Source organism: Paraburkholderia sp. RL17-368-BIF-A (assembly GCF_046054045.1).
Taxonomy (GTDB): domain Bacteria; phylum Pseudomonadota; class Gammaproteobacteria; order Burkholderiales; family Burkholderiaceae; genus Paraburkholderia; species Paraburkholderia graminis.
The window spans coordinates 117,728-135,587 of the sequence record NZ_JARESN010000004.1; the positions used below are offsets into that span (position 1 = coordinate 117,728).

Annotated in this window: 17 protein-coding genes; 5 read left to right on the forward strand and 12 right to left on the reverse strand. The window is 62.5% G+C overall.

Annotation, left to right across the window (positions count from 1 at the left end; genetic code table 11):
- Positions 1 to 25: 25 nt before the first annotated feature.
- The 4 genes from P0D87_RS08835 to P0D87_RS08850 form a co-directional block, all read right to left on the reverse strand.
- Positions 26 to 784 carry an ABC transporter ATP-binding protein gene (locus P0D87_RS08835; RefSeq protein WP_006050829.1) on the reverse strand — a complete coding sequence of 253 codons (759 nt, stop codon included), beginning with the start codon at positions 782 to 784 and terminating at the stop codon, positions 26 to 28.
- On the reverse strand, positions 781 to 1,560 hold the full coding sequence (locus tag P0D87_RS08840) for an ABC transporter ATP-binding protein (RefSeq protein ID WP_006050828.1): 780 nt from the start codon (positions 1,558 to 1,560) through the stop codon (positions 781 to 783). Before P0D87_RS08840 ends, P0D87_RS08835 begins: the two co-directional genes overlap by 4 nt.
- Before the next feature lie 322 nt (positions 1,561 to 1,882).
- Complete coding sequence (locus tag P0D87_RS08845) at positions 1,883 to 3,595, reverse strand: GMC family oxidoreductase (protein ID WP_053858910.1); 1,713 nt, start codon at positions 3,593 to 3,595, stop codon at positions 1,883 to 1,885.
- Between the two features lie 132 nt (positions 3,596 to 3,727).
- Positions 3,728 to 5,266, reverse strand: coding sequence for a CoA-acylating methylmalonate-semialdehyde dehydrogenase (locus tag P0D87_RS08850; RefSeq protein WP_053858911.1), 1,539 nt, complete (start codon positions 5,264 to 5,266; stop codon positions 3,728 to 3,730).
- A 156-nt stretch (positions 5,267 to 5,422) separates the two neighbouring features.
- Here P0D87_RS08850 and P0D87_RS08855 point away from each other — a divergent pair, with 156 nt between their 5' ends.
- Both P0D87_RS08855 and P0D87_RS08860 read left to right on the forward strand, forming a co-directional pair.
- Positions 5,423 to 6,322, forward strand: coding sequence for a LysR family transcriptional regulator (locus P0D87_RS08855; RefSeq protein WP_006050825.1), 900 nt, complete (start codon positions 5,423 to 5,425; stop codon positions 6,320 to 6,322).
- Positions 6,323 to 6,592: 270 nt separating this feature from the next.
- On the forward strand, positions 6,593 to 7,132 hold the full coding sequence (locus P0D87_RS08860) for a class IV adenylate cyclase (protein ID WP_029971206.1): 540 nt from the start codon (positions 6,593 to 6,595) through the stop codon (positions 7,130 to 7,132).
- Between the two features lie 28 nt (positions 7,133 to 7,160).
- Here the strand turns inward: P0D87_RS08860 and P0D87_RS08865 are convergent, their stop codons facing one another.
- Complete coding sequence (locus P0D87_RS08865) at positions 7,161 to 7,652, reverse strand: Lrp/AsnC family transcriptional regulator (RefSeq protein ID WP_006050823.1); 492 nt, start codon at positions 7,650 to 7,652, stop codon at positions 7,161 to 7,163.
- Between the two features lie 191 nt (positions 7,653 to 7,843).
- Here P0D87_RS08865 and P0D87_RS08870 point away from each other — a divergent pair, with 191 nt between their 5' ends.
- Positions 7,844 to 8,173 carry a 4a-hydroxytetrahydrobiopterin dehydratase gene (locus P0D87_RS08870; RefSeq protein WP_006050822.1) on the forward strand — a complete coding sequence of 110 codons (330 nt, stop codon included), beginning with the start codon at positions 7,844 to 7,846 and terminating at the stop codon, positions 8,171 to 8,173.
- Positions 8,174 to 8,212: 39 nt separating this feature from the next.
- Here the strand turns inward: P0D87_RS08870 and P0D87_RS08875 are convergent, their stop codons facing one another.
- A complete protein-coding gene (locus P0D87_RS08875; protein ID WP_006050821.1) occupies positions 8,213 to 8,437 on the reverse strand; it encodes a DUF3717 domain-containing protein in 225 nt (74 codons plus the stop codon).
- Positions 8,438 to 8,616: 179 nt separating this feature from the next.
- On the opposite strand from P0D87_RS08875, the gene P0D87_RS08880 reads away from it, so the two are divergent.
- Together P0D87_RS08880 and P0D87_RS08885 are read left to right on the forward strand one after the other, a co-directional pair.
- Positions 8,617 to 9,303, forward strand: coding sequence for a response regulator (locus tag P0D87_RS08880; protein WP_006050820.1), 687 nt, complete (start codon positions 8,617 to 8,619; stop codon positions 9,301 to 9,303).
- A gap of 132 nt (positions 9,304 to 9,435) precedes the next feature.
- Positions 9,436 to 10,938 (forward strand): sensor histidine kinase, encoded by a 1,503-nt coding sequence (locus P0D87_RS08885; RefSeq protein ID WP_053858912.1) that lies wholly within the window; start codon positions 9,436 to 9,438, stop codon positions 10,936 to 10,938.
- 75 nt (positions 10,939 to 11,013) lie between these two features.
- Here P0D87_RS08885 and P0D87_RS08890 read toward each other — a convergent pair whose 3' ends face one another.
- The 6 genes from P0D87_RS08890 to P0D87_RS08915 all read right to left on the reverse strand — a co-directional run bounded on the left by P0D87_RS08890 (position 11,014) and on the right by P0D87_RS08915 (position 17,485).
- Positions 11,014 to 11,580 carry an SET domain-containing protein gene (locus P0D87_RS08890; protein WP_053858913.1) on the reverse strand — a complete coding sequence of 189 codons (567 nt, stop codon included), beginning with the start codon at positions 11,578 to 11,580 and terminating at the stop codon, positions 11,014 to 11,016.
- A 229-nt stretch (positions 11,581 to 11,809) separates the two neighbouring features.
- Entirely contained in the window at positions 11,810 to 12,922 is a 1,113-nt protein-coding gene (locus P0D87_RS08895) for an NADH:flavin oxidoreductase/NADH oxidase (protein WP_006050817.1), read from the reverse strand.
- Between the two features lie 97 nt (positions 12,923 to 13,019).
- A complete protein-coding gene (locus tag P0D87_RS08900) occupies positions 13,020 to 13,733 on the reverse strand; it encodes a glutamine amidotransferase (protein ID WP_006050816.1) in 714 nt (237 codons plus the stop codon).
- 123 nt (positions 13,734 to 13,856) lie between these two features.
- Complete coding sequence (locus P0D87_RS08905) at positions 13,857 to 14,495, reverse strand: MarR family winged helix-turn-helix transcriptional regulator (RefSeq protein ID WP_006050815.1); 639 nt, start codon at positions 14,493 to 14,495, stop codon at positions 13,857 to 13,859.
- Positions 14,496 to 15,036: 541 nt separating this feature from the next.
- On the reverse strand, positions 15,037 to 16,152 hold the full coding sequence (locus tag P0D87_RS08910; RefSeq protein WP_006050814.1) for a YbdK family carboxylate-amine ligase: 1,116 nt from the start codon (positions 16,150 to 16,152) through the stop codon (positions 15,037 to 15,039).
- A 127-nt stretch (positions 16,153 to 16,279) separates the two neighbouring features.
- Positions 16,280 to 17,485 carry a cation:proton antiporter gene (locus P0D87_RS08915; RefSeq protein ID WP_029971201.1) on the reverse strand — a complete coding sequence of 402 codons (1,206 nt, stop codon included), beginning with the start codon at positions 17,483 to 17,485 and terminating at the stop codon, positions 16,280 to 16,282.
- Positions 17,486 to 17,860 lie beyond the last annotated feature (375 nt).

Consider the following 17,860-nt stretch of genomic DNA (forward strand, 5'->3'; position numbering starts at 1 on the left):
TATCAGAGGCAGTTGGGCGCGCTCTCTACACGCCCAGCAAATCGTGCAGCACCGGCATCTTGCTTTCGAGTTCACTTGCCCCGAAGTGTTCGACGATCGTACCGTGCTCCATCACATAGAAGCGATCGGCAAGTGGCGCGGCAAAGCGGAAATTCTGTTCGACCATCACGATCGTGTAGCCGCGCGCCTTCAACGTGACGATCATGCGCGCGAGCGCCTGCACGATGACAGGTGCGAGCCCTTCGGAAATCTCGTCGAGCAGCAGCAGGCTCGCGCCGGTGCGCAGTATGCGCGCAACCGCGAGCATCTGCTGTTCGCCGCCTGAGAGCCGCGTGCCCTGGCTCATGCGGCGTTCCTGCAGATTCGGGAACATCGAATAGATTTCCTCGAGCGACATCATGTGCGCCTTGTCGCCGACAGGCGGCGGCAACAACAGGTTTTCCTCGCACGAGAGGCTCGAAAAAATGCCGCGCTCTTCGGGACAATAGCCAATGCCGCAATGCGCGATGCGATGCGTGGGCAGATTGATCGTTTCACGTCCGCCGATGCGGATCGAGCCCGTGCGCCGGCCGGTGAGTCCCATGATCGCGCGCAATGTCGTGGTGCGCCCTGCCCCGTTGCGGCCGAGCAGCGTGACGACCTCGCCGCGGTCCACGGTCAGATCGACGCCATGCAGGATGTGCGACTCGCCATACCAGGCCTGCAATCCCGTGATTTCGAGCGCGGGCGCGCCAGCGGCCTTGCCGCTCACCTCGAGGCTTTCGCGCTCGGCAATTGTGTTCATGCGTGGGCTCCGGCGAGCGCCGCGTCGGCGCTGCCCATATAGGCTTGCATCACGAGCGGATTCTTCGACACGTCGGCATACGTGCCCTCGGCGAGCACTTCGCCTCGTTGCAGCACGGTGATCGTGTCGGAGATGCCGGCAATCACGTTCATGTTGTGTTCGACCATCAGAATCGTGCGGCCGCTCGATACTTTCTTGATTAATGCCGTCACGCGATCGACGTCCTCGTGGCCCATGCCTTGCGTCGGCTCGTCGAGCAGCATCAGCTCGGGTTCCATCGCGAGCGTGGTGGCGATTTCCAGCGCGCGCTTGCGGCCGTATGAGAGTTCGACGGTCAGTACATCGGCGAAATCGGTCAGGCCCACTTGCGTGAGCAGGTCCATCGCCCGGTCGTCGAGTTGGCGCAGCGTGCGCTCGCTTTTCCAGAAATGAAAAGCCGTGCCGAGCGAGCGCTGCAAACCGATGCGCACATTCTGCAATGCCGTCAGATGCGGAAACACAGCGGAAATCTGGAACGAACGAATGATGCCGCGCCGCGCGATTTGCGCCGGCCGCTCTTTCGTAATGTCGACGCCGTTAAAGACGATCTGGCCGGCTGTCGGTTCGAGGAACTTGGTGAGCAGGTTGAAGCAGGTGGTCTTGCCTGCTCCATTGGGGCCGATCAGCGCATGGATCGAGCCACGGCGCACGCGCAGGTTCACGCCGTTCACGGCAATGAAGCCTTTGAACTCACGGGTGAGGCCGCGCGTTTCGAGAATCGTATCGCCGAGAATCATGTTCCCTTCCATACGGAGTTAGGCGAAGCACTACGAGCTTTCGCGCGAAGCCCTGCGCGACTTTTAATTTGGACGGCGGCACCCCGTGCACGCTCGTTGGCGTGCTGCACCAATCCGGACGGTAATCCCTGGGGCAACACGCAGCATGGCTGCCATTGTCGCGCCAATGATGCAGCGCATTCATTGGGATTTGCACTTAGTGGATGATGCGTGTGCAACCGCGCACGGCAGTCTCTCATTGGAGACAGGCGGCGTGTCGATGCACGCGACTGTGCTTGGAATGCGCGGCACGCATGGCGCGTGCCGCGATGCGAGATGTGTGTCAGGCTGCGGTCATCGAGACTGCCTTGCCTGCCTGCGCGGTCACGCTGCCGGCCACGCGCGCGCGGCGATCCTCGCGGATCATGTCGCTTGCGCGCTCCGCGATCATCAACGTGGGCGAGTTCGTATTGCCCGATGTGATGGTGGGCATGACCGATGCGTCGACCACGCGCAGTCCATCCACCCCGATAACTCGTAGCCTGTTGTCGACGACCGCAGCGGGATCGTCGGTCGTGCCCATGCGGCATGTGCCGACAGGATGGAAGATCGTGGTGCCCACAAGCCCTGCCGCACGTTGCAGTTCTTCCTCGCTCTGATACTCGATACCCGGCAAGATTTCCCGCGGCTGGTAACGCGCGAGGGCAGGCGCGGCAGCAATGCGGCGCGTGAGACGCAACGCGTTCGCCGCCACATGGCGGTCATAATCCGTCGACAGATAGTTGGGCGCGATCAACGGCGGCGCCGACGCGTCCGCCGATTCGATATGGATGCTGCCGCGCGAAGTCGGCCGCAACTGACACACGGACGCCGTGAATGCATTGAACCGGTGCAGCGGTTCGCCGAAGCGATCGAGTGAAAGCGGCTGCACGTGATATTCGAGGTCGGGCCGCGCAAGCGAGCGATCGTCGGGATCGGACTTCGCGAACGCGCCCAGTTGCGACGGCGACATCGACATCGGGCCGCTTTGAAACAGCGCGTACTGCACGCCGATCATCAGCTTGCCCCACCAATGGGCGGACGCCGTGTTCAACGTGCGCACGCCGTCGACCTGATAAGCCATGCGCAGTTGCAAATGGTCCTGCAAGTTTTCGCCGACACCGCGCAGATCGTTGACGACTTCGATACCGAGGTTGTGCAGACGCGCGCCGTTACCAATGCCGGATAGCTCGAGCAATTGCGGCGAGTTCACCGCGCCCGAACTCAGTATGACCTCACAACGCGCTTTGGCCACGTAGTCGATCTCGTTGCCGCGATATTCGACGCCCGTGCAACGGCGTCCCTCGAATACGACGCGCTGCGTATGCGCGCCGGTGATGATCGTGAGGTTCGGCCGCCTCATCGCGGGGCGCAAGAACGCTTTCGAAGCATTCCAGCGAATGCCGCGCTTCTGGTTGACGTCGAAGTAGCCGACTCCCGTGTTGTCGCCGCGATTGAAGTCGTCGGTGGCGGGAATGCCGGTTTCCTGCGCGGCCTTCGCGAACTCCTCGAGTATTTTCCATTTGAGGCGTTGCTTCTCGACGCGCCACGGACCGCCCGCGCCATGCGATTCGCTCGCACCCGCGTAGTGGTCCTCGCTGCGTTTGAAGACGGGCAGCACGGCGTCCCACGACCACGACGCGTCGTTGGTCACGCGTGCCCATTCGTCGTAATCCTCGCGCTGGCCGCGCATATAGATCATGCCGTTGATCGACGAACTGCCGCCGAGCACGCGGCCGCGCGGATACGAGAGCGCGCGGCCGTTTAGCCCCGGCTCGGCCTGCGTTTTATAAAGCCAGTCAGTGCGAGGATTGCCGATGCAGTAGAGATAGCCGACCGGAACATGAATCCAGTGATAGTCGTCCTTGCCGCCCGCTTCGAGCAACAGGACCTGCACGTCCGGATCTTCGGTCAGGCGATTGGCGAGCACGCAGCCCGCCGTCCCGGCGCCAACGATGATGTAGTCGAATTCGCCTTCGAGACGCCGCCCCGAAGACGCAGCTTGCGCGTGGCTCATCGTTCAGTCTCCTAATCATTTTTTGCCGACGGCTTCACGCCCGGCTTTATCGACACCTTCGGCGCGCGTCACGAGAAACGCGCGACGCACGCCGAAGGCCACAACCGTGACCGCTTCCAACTACGTCGCGAACTACTTCGCGACCGGCATGGTGAACTCCGCGCCCTTCGCGATGCTGTCGGGCCAGCGCTGCATGATGCTCTTGTAGCGCGTGTAAAACCGCACGCCTTCCTCGCCGTACGCGTGATGATCGCCGAACAGCGACTTCTTCCAGCCGCCGAACGAATGCCACGCCATCGGCACGGGAATCGGCACGTTGATGCCGACCATGCCGATCTGGATCTGCCGCGAGAAAGCGCGCGCGATGCCGCCGTCCGACGTGAACAACGATACGCCGTTGGCAAACTCGTTCGCGTTGATCAGTTCCACCGCCGACGCGAAATCGGGCACGCGCACCACGCACAGCACCGGCCCGAAAATTTCCTCGCGATAGATCTTCATATCGGTCGACACATTGTCGAACAACGTACCGCCGAGGAAGAAGCCCTTCTCGTGACCGTCGACCTGATGACCGCGGCCATCGACGACGAGCTTCGCGCCTGCCGCGACGCCCGCTTCGATATAGCCGAGCACTTTCTCGCGATGCGCGGCCGTCACCAGCGGTCCCATTTCGGCGGCCGCTTCCATGCCGTTCAGAATCTTCAGGCTCTTCACGCGAGGCGTGAGCCGTTCGACCAGCTCATCGGCGATATGGCCGACTGCCACTGCCACGGAGATCGCCATGCAGCGCTCGCCGGCCGAACCGTAGGCCGCGCCGATCAACGCGTCGACGGCCTGATCGAGGTCCGCGTCCGGCATCACGACGAGGTGATTCTTGGCACCGCCCAACGCCTGCACGCGCTTGCCGTGCCGCGTGCCTTCGCTGTGGATGTACTCGGCAATCGGCGTCGAGCCGACAAACGACACCGCGCTCACATCGGGATGCACGAGCAGCGCGTCGACCGCGACCTTGTCGCCGTGAACGACGTTGAACACGCCGTCGGGCAAACCGGCCTCTTTGAGCAATTCGGCGATACGGTTCGACGCCGACGGATCGCGCTCCGACGGCTTCAGCACGAACGTATTGCCGCAGGCGATCGCGACGGGGAACATCCAGCACGGCACCATCATCGGAAAATTGAATGGCGTGATGCCGGCGACCACGCCGAGCGGCTGGCGCAGATTCCAGTTGTCGATGCCGCCGCCGATCTGGTCAGTGAAGTCCGTCTTCAACAGATTCGGAATGCCGCAGGCGAACTCGACCACTTCGATGCCGCGCATCACTTCGCCCTTCGCATCGGAAAACACCTTGCCGTGCTCACGCGTGATGAGTTCCGCGAGTTCGTCGTGATGGCGGTCGAGCAGTTCCTTGAACTTGAACAGCACGCGCGCGCGTTTGATCGGCGCCGTTTCGCTCCATGCGGGAAACGCGGCGTAGGCGGCGGCGACAGCCGCATCCACTTCGGCGACGCTACCGAGCGGCACGCGCGCGCTCACTTCGCCGAGCGCGGGATTGAAGACGTCGGCGAAACGGCCGCTCGTTCCCTCAATGGCCTTGCCGTTGATGAAATGCGTCAGCGCCCGCACGCCCGCGGCGCTGCGGACGGTTTCGTCCTGATATGTCTCGCTCATGTTCTGTCCTCTCGGTTGGGGACCATCGTTCGCGATGGTTTGCTGCCTATCTTCCGCCACAAAACGGCGTACTGGAATACGAGGTTACGGCGCTTGGTCGCGTGAAATCCAATGAGTAATGCTCAACTGCGCTATAAGCCGCGTTAATATCAGTGGATGGATCTCACTCTGCTACGCGCGTTCGTCACTGTGGCACGCGAGGGCAATCTCACGCGTGCCGCCGTGCAACTGCATCTCACGCAGCCGGCTGTCAGTCTGCAAATCAAGCATTTGCAGGAGACGCTCGGCGTCGCGCTGTTCACGCGGACCTCGCACGGGCTCTCGCTCACGCGCGACGGCCAGGCGCTGCTGCCGCACGCCGAACGCGCATTGGCCGCGGCCAGCGACGTGCAGCGCGCCGCGCAATCGCTGCGCCAGGAAGTGCGCGGGCGCTTACGCATCGGCACGATCCTCGATCCGGAGTTCCTGCGGCTCGGCGGCTTTCTGAAGCAACTGGTCGAGACGTGGCCGCACATAGAGACGGCTTTGCGGCACGGCATGTCGGGCTGGGTGCTCGACCAGGTTCGCGCGGGCGAGCTGGACGTCGGCTACTACATCGGCGTGCCGTCCGACGACGATACACGCGACGGTTCCGCGTTCCATACACTGACGCTCACGCACTTCCAGTACCGCGTGCTCGCGCCGGCCGGCTGGAAAGACCGCGTCAAAGGCGCGCGCGACTGGCGTTCGCTCGCCGCGTTTCCGTGGATCTGGACGCCGCCCGCGTCGGCGCATAACCGGCTGCTGTCCCGAGCGTTCGGCGAGGCGGGCGTCAAGCCGGTGAAGGTGGCCGAAGTGGACCAGGAGCCGTCGATGCTCGATCTCGTCAAATCGGGCGTGGGCCTCACGCTCGCGCGCGACGCGATTGCGATCGCCGAGGCGCACGCGCATGCGCTGACCATCGTCGAAGGCATTACGGTGCCGACGCAACTGAGCTTTATCACGCTGGCCGAGCGCAAGGACGAGCCTGCGATAGCCGCCGCGTTGAAGCTGATCGAACTGCAGTGGACGACGTGAAAACCGCGTGAAGGCCGCCTGAGCTTGGGCCTGGTATTGGACCGCCGCGATATGAGCGGTTCTCATGACAGCGTGCGGGCACTCGCGCAAAGTAATCGAGTCCGACTGAAACCGCGGCGTCACGCAGTTTTTGTTAGATTGGCGGTTCGCGCATGCGCCGGCCCTTCGTGCTGTCCCTGCTTTCCCGTTCCGACCGACTCTGTCTTCCCGGCAGCTTCGCCCCACTCACGACGAAGCCGCTTACCACCCTATTCCCGACAGGAGCCTGACATGGCACGCAACATCGAAATCAAAGCCCGCGCCCAGCATTTCGAACAGCTGCGCGAACGCGCGGCGCAGCTTGCGCCGGACGCGCCGCTGATCTTCCGCCAGCAGGATTTCTTCTACGACGTGCCGCGCGGGCGTCTGAAGCTGCGCCAGTTCGACGACGGCACGCCCGCCGAGCTGATCTTCTATCAGCGCGACGACCGCGACGGTCCCAAGGCGTCGTACTACACACGCAGTCCCGTGACGAACCCCGAAGCGATGCACTCGCTGCTTGCCACGGCGCTGACCACGCGCGGCATCGTCACCAAGGAACGGCACGTGTATCTGGCGGGGCGCACGCGCATTCATCTGGACCGCGTCGATGGCCTCGGCGATTTCGTCGAGCTAGAAGTGGTGCTCGCGCAAGACGACGACGAGGAAGACGGTCACGCCGAAGCGCACGCGATGTTCGCGAGCCTCGGCGTGCCGGAATCGGATCTGGTGGCGGTGGCTTATGTGGATCTGCTGACGAGCCCCGGCGGCGAGCCGAAGCAGGCCGCATAAAACGCGCGTATCGCCGCTCGAGCGCGGCTCACGCCGCAGCCGTTCCCGGCGACAGATGCGCAAGCGGCAACGGCCCGTTGCGCTTGAACGTCGTGAGCACGATGTTCGAGCGCACGCTATCCACGCCTGGCACGCGCATCAGCTTTTTCATCACGAACGTGGACAGGTAATTCAGGTCGGGCGCGACGATGCGCAGCAGATAGTCGGCGTCGCCCACCACCGCGTGACATTCCAGCACTTCGGGCAACGCGTCGATCTGCTGCTGAAACTGCTCGATGATCGAATCGCCGTGATGCTTGAGCTTGAGGCTCGTAAAGGCCGTGACGCCCAGGCCGAGCTTTTCCGGCCGCAGCACGACGCGATAGCCGTCCACCACACCGATCTGTTCCAGCCGCTGCAAGCGCCGCCCGATCTGCGACGGCGACAGCGGCACTTGCTCGGCAAGCTGCTGATGAGTCGCGCGGCCGAAGCGCTGCAGCACGTCCAGCAGCGCGAGGTCGAAGTGGTCGAGGTCTAGCATGGTGAAAACCCGCATTAAATAGCCGTTCAATGCGGGATTATTGCATGTGATCCCGACGATACGCCCAACGCCCGCTCATCCGACGGGCCGCTGCATGCCGCCGCCCCACCCCTCAACGAGCCCGCCGCATCCGTGGAAAAATAAACGAAGCGTCGGCATGGCGACGCAAACCCAGCACACGAGGTGACCCGATGATCCACAAACTGAGTTCCGAAGAACGTACCGCCGAACTCGCCCGCTTGCACGGCTGGCAACCCGCGACCGACCGCGATGCGATCCAGCGGCAGTTCGAGTTCGCCGACTTCAACGAAGCCTTCGGCTTCATGACGCGTGTCGCGATCAAAGCGCAGGAAATGGATCACCATCCCGAATGGTTCAACGTGTACAACAAGGTGCAGATCACGCTGTCGACGCATGAAGCAAATGGACTGACGAAGCGCGATATCGAACTGGCGCACTTTATCGAGACGATCACGGCACATACGCGCAATGCGGCCAACACGCAGAATTCGTCGTATTGAAAGGGCTTTGCAGGCAACCGCGGACGAAAACCTTCAGTTCTACAGGCTATTTTTAAGGCGCACGTAAGAATCCCACGCCTGGCGTGCATTGGCGTCCAAACGATCCCGCGATAGCGTGTTCCGACGCTGTACAATCAGGAGCGCATACGGCTTGGAGAGCGCGCTTGCCTCCTTGCACAGAACGAGTTCGTCTCCGCTCGAAGGTGAGCGGGCGCGCCAGAAGTTGATCGCGGCTTCGAGTTCCTGAATGCTGATCTCGGACATGGCTTCGATTACCCGGAGGGCGCGAGCGCGCTGCTCGATGACTGCGTGGTTGACTGCTTGGTGGCTTGGGCCGATCCGGCATGAGCACACACCGCGGTCCGCGTAGCAGATCTGTAAAGCAGGCGCCCCGGCGAACCGCTTGCCCGAACGCCTAAACCCATTGTAATTGAGCGAGATCCATGCGACTCCTTCTGATCGAAGATGACCGCCCCATCGCACGCGGCATCCAAAGCAGCCTCGAACAAGCCGGCTTCACCGTCGACATGGTCCACGACGGCATTTTCGCCGAACAGGCTCTCACCCAAAACCGTCACGAACTGGTGATTCTCGACCTCGGCTTGCCGGGCATCGACGGCATGACGCTGCTCGCGCGTTTCCGTCAGAGCAATCGCCATACGCCGGTGATCATCCTCACCGCGCGCGACGAACTGAACGACCGCGTCCAGGGCCTGAATTCCGGCGCGGACGACTACATGCTCAAGCCGTTCGAGCCGACCGAGCTCGAAGCGCGCATTCGCGCAGTGATGCGCCGCAGCGGTCCGCACGGCGACATGCCGCGTCCGGAAGTGTCGCTGGGCGGCGTGCGTCTGTCGGGCGTCGATCGGCGCATTTTCAACGACGACAAGCCCCTCGAACTGTCGCCGCGCGAATTCGCCGTGCTCGAAATGCTGCTGCTGCGCCACGGCCGCGTGGTCAGCAAAGCGCAACTGCAGGACCACCTCACGCATTTCGGCGGCGATCTCGGCGACACCGCGATCGAAGTCTATGTGCACCGCGTGCGCAAAAAGCTCGAGAGCTGCCGCGTCGAAATCGTTACGGTGCGCGGCTTCGGTTACCTGTTGCAGGAAATCCGTCAGGCCGCATAATCGTCGTGAAGGCCGCCACTCTGTTGCGGCCTGACGGCGCCGGGCCGGCGCGGCGCACTGCGTGCGCGAGTCGCCGGCGTCCGGTGAAACTTCATGGCGCCTCGCGCCTGCCCTCTTCCCACGCGTTCGATCATGCCCCAGCCGGCCGCCAATAGTCTGCGCCGCACGCTGCTGCGGCGCCTAGCTGCTCCGCTTTCACTGCTCGCGCTGATGAGCGGCCTGATCGCCTATTGGCTCGCGTGGCAGTACACGCAGCACGTGGTCGACCGCTCGCTTGCGGACCTCGCGACCGCCATCTCCAAGCAGATTCAGATTGCGGGCCCCGAAGCGCCCATTACCGTGCCGCCGCTCGCGCAAGCGATGTTTTCCGATCCGGTCGAGCATCTCGTCTATCGGATCAGCGATGGCGAAACCGAAATTGCCGGCGATGAAACGCTGCCTCTGCAAGGCACCAGCGTTCGGCGCATGCATTACGCGTATGTGTTCGAAACGCAGCATCAAGGCGTGACCGTGCGCGTCGCGCAGGTGAGGGTCGATCAGCCGGTGGGCAATCCGATCGTCGTCGAGGTCGGGCAGCCGGTGCATCACCGCTTTCGCATCGCCGCGGAATTTCTCGTGGCGATCATGATGCCGCTGCTGCTGCTGCTGCTCGCGGGCTGGGTGATCGTGTGGCGCGTGGTGAATCAGCAGCTCAATCCGCTGACCGATCTCGCGGACTCGCTCAACCGGCAGACGCACACGTCGCTCGAACCGGTCGACGAGACCTATGTGCCCGTCGAAATCCGGCCGCTGACCGGCGCCGTCAATGCGCTGCTCGGCCGTCTCAAGACCGCGCTCGACGGCCAGCGCAAATTCATCGCCGATGCCGCGCATCAACTTCGCACGCCGCTCACGGCCGTCAAGCTGCATGCAGAGCAGGCGGCTGTCGCGCGCGATCCGCAACAAACGCTCGCCGCCGTGCGCGAGCTGCGTGCGGCGGCCGATCGCGCGGTGCGTCTGTCGAATCAGTTGCTGTCTCTCGCGCGCGCGGAACCGGCCGAGCAGGCCGCGCGCTTCGTCAATGTCGATATGGCCGCGCTCGCGTTCGATACCGGCGCGGAATGGGTGCCGCGCGCGTTGGCCTCGCACATCGACCTCGGTTTCCAGCGGCTCGACGATCCGGCCAACGATCATCCGTTGATCGCGCGCGGCAATCCGGTGCTGCTGCATGAAGTGATCGCGAATCTGCTCGATAACGCGCTGAAGTACGTGCCGCCTTCGCGCTTCGACGGCGGGCGCATTACGGTCACGGTCTCGCAAACCGTGATCGACGACGTGCGCATGGCCGAGATCGTCGTCGAGGACAATGGCGCGGGCGTGCCTCACACGCAGCAAGCCGATCTGTTCAAGCGGTTTTTCCGCGGCGACGGTCAGAGCGATGACGGCGTGGACGGCGGCGCCGGTCTCGGTCTCGCGATCGTTCACGACATCATGGCGCTGCATCACGGCAGCGTGCATTACGAAGACGCGCCCGAAGGCGGAGCGCGTTTCATCGTGCGTATTCCGGTCGTGGAAGCGGCGCGGCCGGCACACGCCAGCGACGACGCACAAGACCACGAAAAAAAACCGGCGCACTCGGCGCCGGTCGATCTATAGCGGTAACTTAGGTCTTCGCGCTGCGCGGGCGTCATTCGCACGACGAACCGCGCAGCTCGCGCGCTGCTTCTCGCGTTACTTCTTCCTGGCCTTCTTCGCCGGGCTGGCCGACTTGGCAGACTTAACGGACTTAGCCGACTTAGCGGTTTTCGCAGCCTTGGCCGGCTTCGCCGCTTTAGCCGCGGCCTTGTCCTTCTCGGTCGGCGCGAGCATCGTGCCGCGGCATTTGCGCGAGCCGCAGCGGCATTCGTATTCCTTCTTGAGCTTCTTCGTCTGACGCGCGTCGATCACGAGACCGTAATCGTAGAAGATCTCCTCGCCCTCGGCGATGTCGCGCAGCGCATGCACGTACACGTGACCGTCGATCTCTTCCGCTTCGCAGTTCGGCGCGCACGAGTGGTTGATCCAGCGTGCGCTGTTGCCGCTCACCTTGCCGTCGATCACCTTGCCGCTATCGAGCGCAAAGTAGAACGTGTGATTCGGTTCGTCAGGATTATGCGGATGACGGCGCAACGCTTCTTTCCAGGAAATCCGCTCGCCCTTGTATTCGATTAGCCGCTCGCCGGCCGCAATCGGTTCGAGCGCAAACACGCCTTTGCCGTGCACACCGGAACGACGCACGGCGATCCTGCGTGAACTCATTGAATGAATCCTTGTGAAGAACTGGGGATGAAGTCCGGCAGCCGTCGGAAAAGCTCGCGTCTGACGCGCTGATTTTTTCTGGCGCTCATAGCAAACGCGGCGCCCTGCGAGCGCCGCGTCGACCTGCGACGCTCACGCGCCACAACCGGCATCCTACACGCTGAAGACGGCTTCGTTCAACCGTCAAAAACGTGGACCTCATGCGATCGTGCGTCACGCATGAGCCGCCTCATCTTTGTCCGAATGAAATCTCGCCGAACAGCGCCTTCTGATCGCGCGGTTGCGAGCGCCAGTACTGCGGCGGCGCTTCGACCGTCGCGCCGAGTTGCGCAGCGGCGTGCCACGGCCAGCGCGGGTTGTATAGCAGCGCGCGAGCCAGCGCGATCAGATCGGCGTCGCCCTGTTCGATCAGTTGCTCCGCGTGAAACGGATCGGTGATGAGTCCGACGCCGATGGTCGTGAGCCCCGTCGCCTGTTTGACGGCCTTGGCGAACGGGATCTGATAGCCCGGCTCGAGCGGAATCTTCTGCAACGGCGAGACGCCGCCGGACGATACGTCGATCCAGTCGCAGCCGCGCTTCTTCAACTCATGTGCGAACGCGATGGTGTCTTCCAGCGACCAGCCGCCTTCGACCCAATCCGTTGCGGACACACGCACGCCGACCGGTTTGTCGGCGGGAAAAGACGCGCGCACGATGTCGAAGATCTCGAGCGGAAAACGCATGCGGTTTTCGAGCGAACCGCCGTAGTCGTCATCCCGTTGATTGGCGAGCGGCGAAAGAAACTGATGCAGCAAATAGCCGTGTGCGGCATGCACTTCGAGTGCGTCGATGCCGAGACGCGCGGCGCGCCGCGCGGACGCCGCAAACGCTTCGCGGATGCGATTCAGGCCAGGTGTGTCGAGCGCGAGCGGCGGCTCTTCGCCCGCTTTGTGCGGCAACGCCGACGGCGCATGCGGCAACCAGCCGCCCTGCGAGACCGGAATCAGCTGGCCGCCTTCCCACGGCGCATGACTCGACGCCTTGCGCCCGGCATGCGACAACTGCATCGTCACGTTGATGTGCGAGTGCTTGCGGATCGCGGCAAGCACGGGCGTGAGCGCGGCTTCGGTCGCGTCGTCCCACAAGCCCAGATCGCCGGGCGTGATGCGGCCGTCCGGTTCGACAGCCGTCGCCTCGATGCACAACATGCCGGCGCCGGACAATGCGAGACTGCCGAGGTGAATCATGTGCCACGCGGTGGCTTCGCCGCGTTCGGCGGAATACTGGCACATCGGCGACACGACGATGCGATTCGGAAGCGTCACGCTACGCAGCGTGAGTGGAGAAAATAGCGCGCTCATGGATCACCGCCCAGTAGAAAACCGAGAGCGAACGAGGATAGCACCGCGAGTCATTTGCTGCAGGCAGGCCACTTGCGACCGCCGCTGAAGCGCTCGCTCAGGGCTGCGCCTGTACCTGATCGAGCCATTCGCCGAACATACGGCAAGCGGCCGCCTCAAGAGCCGGGCCGAACTGCGCGGTCTCGGCGCGCAATTGACGCGCGTCGATTCCGTGCTCCACAAGTTCGCCCGCATTGCCGATCAGCCAGGGCTCGAAGCGATCGGTGCGAATCTCGGGATGACATTGCAACGCGAGCACATGGCTGCCCCACGTGAACGCCTGGTTTTCACACGCGCTCGTGGATGCGAGACGCGTCGCGTTCGCGGGAAGGTCGAAGGTATCGCCATGCCAATGCAGCATGGACGTATGCGCGCCATCCAGATGACGCACCGGCGATGCGCGGCCGGCCTCCGTCAGCGTAAGCGGTTCCCAGCCGAGCTCCGTATGGCCCGCGGGATACACTCGCGCGCCGAGCGCACGCGCGATCAGTTGCGCGCCGAGACAAATGCCGAGTGTGGGAAGCCCTGCTTCGATGCGTTTTTCGATCATCGAAAGCAGCGGCACGAGCGTGGGATAGCGCGCGTCGTCGGTGGCGCTGATGGGGCCGCCGAGCACCACCATCAACGATGACGTGACCGGGTTCGGCGCCTCGATGCGGGCAAAGCCGACATCGAGATAACGCACGGGCCGCCCGCGTTCGCCGAGCACGAGTTCGAGACTGCCCAGATCCTCGAAGTGCACGTGGCGAATGGCCAGAACTTCCTGATTCATCAGCCTGTCACCTTCAGATTGACTGCGGACTGCCGCTGCGCGGCACCGAAAAAGCCGGCAGGCGGCAAACGCCGCCTGCTGTTGCCGGTTGCAGTGTAGCGGATTGGCAGCGAAGCAGCCGCCTTACTGGGCGAAGATCTTCCAGGTCTTTTTCTGCGTGGCGACGTCGGCGGTTTCATGCACGGCGCAATCCAGACGCAGATCCGTATCCGCCATGTTCAGATCGAGCAGCGCGCAATGATGCGGCGTTTTCTTCGGATTCTTGCTCGGCTCGAAATGCGTGCAGCTCAGGCACATGCGGTGCGGCGGAATGTTGCCCTGCGCTTCCAGTTGATGAACCGTCTTGAGCAGCGTGCGATAGAACAGGGCCTGCTCGTCGTCGCGCAACGTGCCCACAGCCTTGGCCAGAAAGTCAGGCCATTGCGCGGCGCGCTTCGCAGCCGTGCGGCCGCGAGTGGTCAGACGAACGGCGAGCGCGCGGCCGTCATCGAGAGCGCGGCGCTTTTCGACCAGTCCCTTGGTCTCGAGCGTACTGACCGCGTCGCTGGTGGTCGCGGCGGTCAGTGCCGTTTCGCGCGCGATTTCCCCGAGCCGCATCGGCCCTTTTCGTTGCATCAGCAAAACCAGGATTTCGCCCTGCGTGGGCGTGAGGCCCGCGCCTTCCGCCCATTCCCAAGCCTGGCTTCGCATCGCCGTGCTCAGTCGCAAGAGGCTGTGGGTGACTCGCCCGGTTGCCTGTTCTCCGTATACGCCTTCGCTCATAATCTTCGATTGGTTTATTTACAGCTTTTGTGCGGTGCCGGCCGTCGTTGCCGGGAACGCCCGTAGCCTGTGTGGGGTAGCCCCGCCCAAAAAACAGGACGAGACGGTCTCTAACTATCTCAAAAATTCACCGCCTTGCAAGCCGAAGCGGTTAAGACGACATTCTATGCGAGAGCGGCGAATCGTACAGCTAAGTTATCCAATGCAATCTGTGGATAACCGTGGGACAACATCAGGGATGACATGTGCGCCGATTCTTGATAAGCACCCGCGTCCACTTGTGAGTCCTTAAGTTGTCCTCGTTTACCGCCGGCCACGCACTGCTCACCGGCCTACTTATGGTTTACGCAGCGCCTTGACTTTGCAGGGAATTATTCAGTTGTCCACAGTCGGCGGCGATGCTTGTTAACTACTACTACGTTTGTATACGTACTTATTGGAAAAACCTTAAGGGCCCCGAACTGGAAAATTTTAACGACGAAAAAAAACCCGCGCAGGCGGGTTTTCTTACTGTTGAACACAAGCGACACCGTCCGGCCGATCACGCTCGCCACTTCAGACACTGTTGCCGGACAGCCTCATGCAGCGACTTTTCCTGTTCGACGACGCCTCTTAGCCACGTTGCATCGTTGATCTGACCACGCGCAATCGCGCCGATCTCGGCAAGCGCATGGCCCGAGCCCAACGCGTCGCCGTGCGGCGCGATGAGGTCGAGCGTCTCGAGAATGTCTTCCGAAATCGTCTTGCGCTCGCCTGTCTGCGGATTGATGCAGGTTCCGGCAAGACCGAAACGGCATGCCTCGAAGCGGTTGAACGTGTAGACGAGGTAGTCGTCTTCGTGCGGCGTGATCGGCTTGTCGAGCAGCAGATGGCGCGCAAGCGTCTGGATGTAGCAGGCAATCGCCGCGGCGCGATCGACGGAAAGCGGCGTATCCATCACGCGTACTTCGATGGTGCCGAAGCCCGGCTTCGGCCGGATGTCCCAGTAAAAATCCTTCATGCTGTTGACCACGCCCGTATGGACCATCTTCGAGAAATATTCCTCGAAGCTGTCCCACGTCAGCACGAACGGCGCGCGGCCCGATAGCGGAAACGCGAACACGGAATTCAGGCGTGCCGAATGAAAGCCGGTGTCCACGCCCTGCACGAACGGCGACGATGCGGACAACGCAATGAAATGCGGAATGAAGCGCGACATGGAATGCAGCAGGAACAGCGCGCTGTCCGGATCGGGGCAGCCGATGTGCACATGCTGGCCGAATACGGTGAACTGCTTCGCAAGATAACCGTACAGTTCGGAAAGATACTGAAAGCGCGGCGTATCCACGATCTGCCGTTCGCTCCATTGCTGGAAAGCGTGCGTGCCGCCGCCGCACAGGCCGACGTTCAGATGATCGGCCGCGGAAACGAGCGTGTCGCGAATCTTGCGCAGATCGGCGAGTGCCTGTTCGTGGTTCGTGCAAATGCCGGTGGACAGCTCGATCATGCTCTCGGTGATTTCCGGCGTGATGTTGCCGGGGATCTTTTGATCCTTGACGAGGCGCAGCAGATCGGAGCCGGCTTTGGTCAGATCATAGTCGTGCGTATTGACGATCTGCATCTCGAGTTCGACACCGAAAGTGAACGGCTTCGAATCGATGAAGGGTTCGAGTGACATGGCGTCCCCTGAGTGAGGTCGGCCGGACGGTTGTCGGAAGCCCGGCCGTTTTTTGAAGCGAATAAATTTGAATAACGTGTGGCTTGCAGCGCGGAGCGCTCACGGTCGCTTATGACCGCTTAACCGCTTACTCTTCGCGCCGCTCGGCGACCAGCGCGAGGCTGCGATAAACGAGCCACGGCCCGAGAATCTGCAGCACGACAATCGAACACATCATGATCGCCCGCAATTGCGGATCGAAATTTGGATACAGGTTGTACGTATCGTCGACGAGCAGATAAGCCAGCGCCGACATCGGCGAGAGCGACAAACCGAGCGCCATGCCCTGTTTCCAGTCCAGACCGCTCGGCTTTGCAAACGCAAGCACGCCGACGAGTTTCGCGACGAGACGCGCAACAATCAGGCCCAGCGCCGCAACGCCGCCGAGCGCAATGTCTTTCCATTCAAACGAAGTGAGCGTCAGCACGAACAGAATCACAGTGAGAAGCCAGCCGGCCGTGCCGAAATGCCGCGGCCACAACTGCGGCCGAGCCTCCAGATTCTTCACGATGATGCCGGCGGCGAGCAGCGCGAGAATGGTCGACAGCTTGAACAGATGCGCGACCGCGATGGCCACCAGAATCAGGCCGAATAGCGCAACGAACGAATGCTCGTCCTGCATGTTGAGCCGGCGATAAAAGAACGTGCAGGTGCGCGCGAGCAGATAGGCGAGCACGAGCGAGCCGACCAGCAGATAAAGCGGCTGCAGAATGGTCGCGAAAACATTGCCGTACGCTTCCTGATGCAGCCAGCTCGACACGAGCTTTTCGATCACGACCGCATACATGCTGTTCAACGCGGTCAGCGTCAACAGACGCTGCGTGACCTGGCCTTCGGCGCGAAGCTCGGTCTTGAGCTGAATCACCATGGCCGGCGAAGTCGCCATCGCGATGGCGGCCAGCACGGTTGCGACCATCAGCGGCACGTTCAAAAACAGCAGCACGGGCAAAACGAGCGCGAAAGTCAAAGTGGCTTCGGCGACGCTCGACATCACGAGCCACGGATTACGACGGATCCAGCGCAGATCGAGCCGGCTGCCGAGTTCGAACAGCAGCAAGCCGAGCGCAACGTCGAGCAAGGGCCGCGCGGCTTTCGCCGATTCCGCGTCGATCACGCCCGAGCCAGCCGCGCCGGCAATCAGACCGATGACCGCATAGCCCGAAATACGCGGCAAGCGCCACGCGCGATAGCACAACTCGCCGCACAAACCCGCGGCGAGCAAGGCGAGACCAGCCCAAAAAATGGCGTCGGGTGAAAGCGGCCAGGCTGGAAAAAATGAAAACGCCGAATTCATCGTTATGGGTTCTCCTTTGCAGCAACGGCAGATCACATGAACCAGCATGAGCCGGCGCGAACACCGGCGAGCGGGTGGGCGCAAGACGCGGGCCACTGTCGCAATCGCTTCGCGTGATCCGCGTTGCGGGTTTTCAACGATCGGATGATTCGAACGCGCCGCAGTCGCAGGGAGCTCGGCGCATTCAGGGGTGCGGCCGTAGCAACCGGCTCGGCACGGTGAAAGAACGCCGTCGACGTTGAATCAGATTCTGATTGAACGGGACCGTTCCATTGCAGCGGGTACCGCAGGAGGCCAGGCACCACGCGGAAAAGAACGGCGATTGTGCCATAGCTTTTTTAGCTTCGACCGAAAAGACACGAACATGCAGGCAAA

What these genes read in the sequence shown, in the direction of transcription:
- P0D87_RS08835 (WP_006050829.1), bottom strand. Translation starts at nt 784, where the DNA reads ATGAACACAATTGCCGAGCGCGAAAGCCTCGAGGTGAGCGGCAAGGCC.
- P0D87_RS08840 (WP_006050828.1), bottom strand. Translation starts at nt 1,560, where the DNA reads ATGATTCTCGGCGATACGATTCTCGAAACGCGCGGCCTCACCCGTGAG.
- P0D87_RS08845 (WP_053858910.1), bottom strand. Translation starts at nt 3,595, where the DNA reads ATGAGCCACGCGCAAGCTGCGTCTTCGGGGCGGCGTCTCGAAGGCGAA.
- P0D87_RS08850 (WP_053858911.1), bottom strand. Translation starts at nt 5,266, where the DNA reads ATGAGCGAGACATATCAGGACGAAACCGTCCGCAGCGCCGCGGGCGTG.
- P0D87_RS08855 (WP_006050825.1), top strand. Translation starts at nt 5,423, where the DNA reads ATGGATCTCACTCTGCTACGCGCGTTCGTCACTGTGGCACGCGAGGGC.
- P0D87_RS08860 (WP_029971206.1), top strand. Translation starts at nt 6,593, where the DNA reads ATGGCACGCAACATCGAAATCAAAGCCCGCGCCCAGCATTTCGAACAG.
- P0D87_RS08865 (WP_006050823.1), bottom strand. Translation starts at nt 7,652, where the DNA reads ATGCTAGACCTCGACCACTTCGACCTCGCGCTGCTGGACGTGCTGCAG.
- P0D87_RS08870 (WP_006050822.1), top strand. Translation starts at nt 7,844, where the DNA reads ATGATCCACAAACTGAGTTCCGAAGAACGTACCGCCGAACTCGCCCGC.
- P0D87_RS08875 (WP_006050821.1), bottom strand. Translation starts at nt 8,437, where the DNA reads ATGTCCGAGATCAGCATTCAGGAACTCGAAGCCGCGATCAACTTCTGG.
- P0D87_RS08880 (WP_006050820.1), top strand. Translation starts at nt 8,617, where the DNA reads ATGCGACTCCTTCTGATCGAAGATGACCGCCCCATCGCACGCGGCATC.
- P0D87_RS08885 (WP_053858912.1), top strand. Translation starts at nt 9,436, where the DNA reads ATGCCCCAGCCGGCCGCCAATAGTCTGCGCCGCACGCTGCTGCGGCGC.
- P0D87_RS08890 (WP_053858913.1), bottom strand. Translation starts at nt 11,580, where the DNA reads ATGAGTTCACGCAGGATCGCCGTGCGTCGTTCCGGTGTGCACGGCAAA.
- P0D87_RS08895 (WP_006050817.1), bottom strand. Translation starts at nt 12,922, where the DNA reads ATGAGCGCGCTATTTTCTCCACTCACGCTGCGTAGCGTGACGCTTCCG.
- P0D87_RS08900 (WP_006050816.1), bottom strand. Translation starts at nt 13,733, where the DNA reads ATGAATCAGGAAGTTCTGGCCATTCGCCACGTGCACTTCGAGGATCTG.
- P0D87_RS08905 (WP_006050815.1), bottom strand. Translation starts at nt 14,495, where the DNA reads ATGAGCGAAGGCGTATACGGAGAACAGGCAACCGGGCGAGTCACCCAC.
- P0D87_RS08910 (WP_006050814.1), bottom strand. Translation starts at nt 16,152, where the DNA reads ATGTCACTCGAACCCTTCATCGATTCGAAGCCGTTCACTTTCGGTGTC.
- P0D87_RS08915 (WP_029971201.1), bottom strand. Translation starts at nt 17,485, where the DNA reads ATGAATTCGGCGTTTTCATTTTTTCCAGCCTGGCCGCTTTCACCCGAC.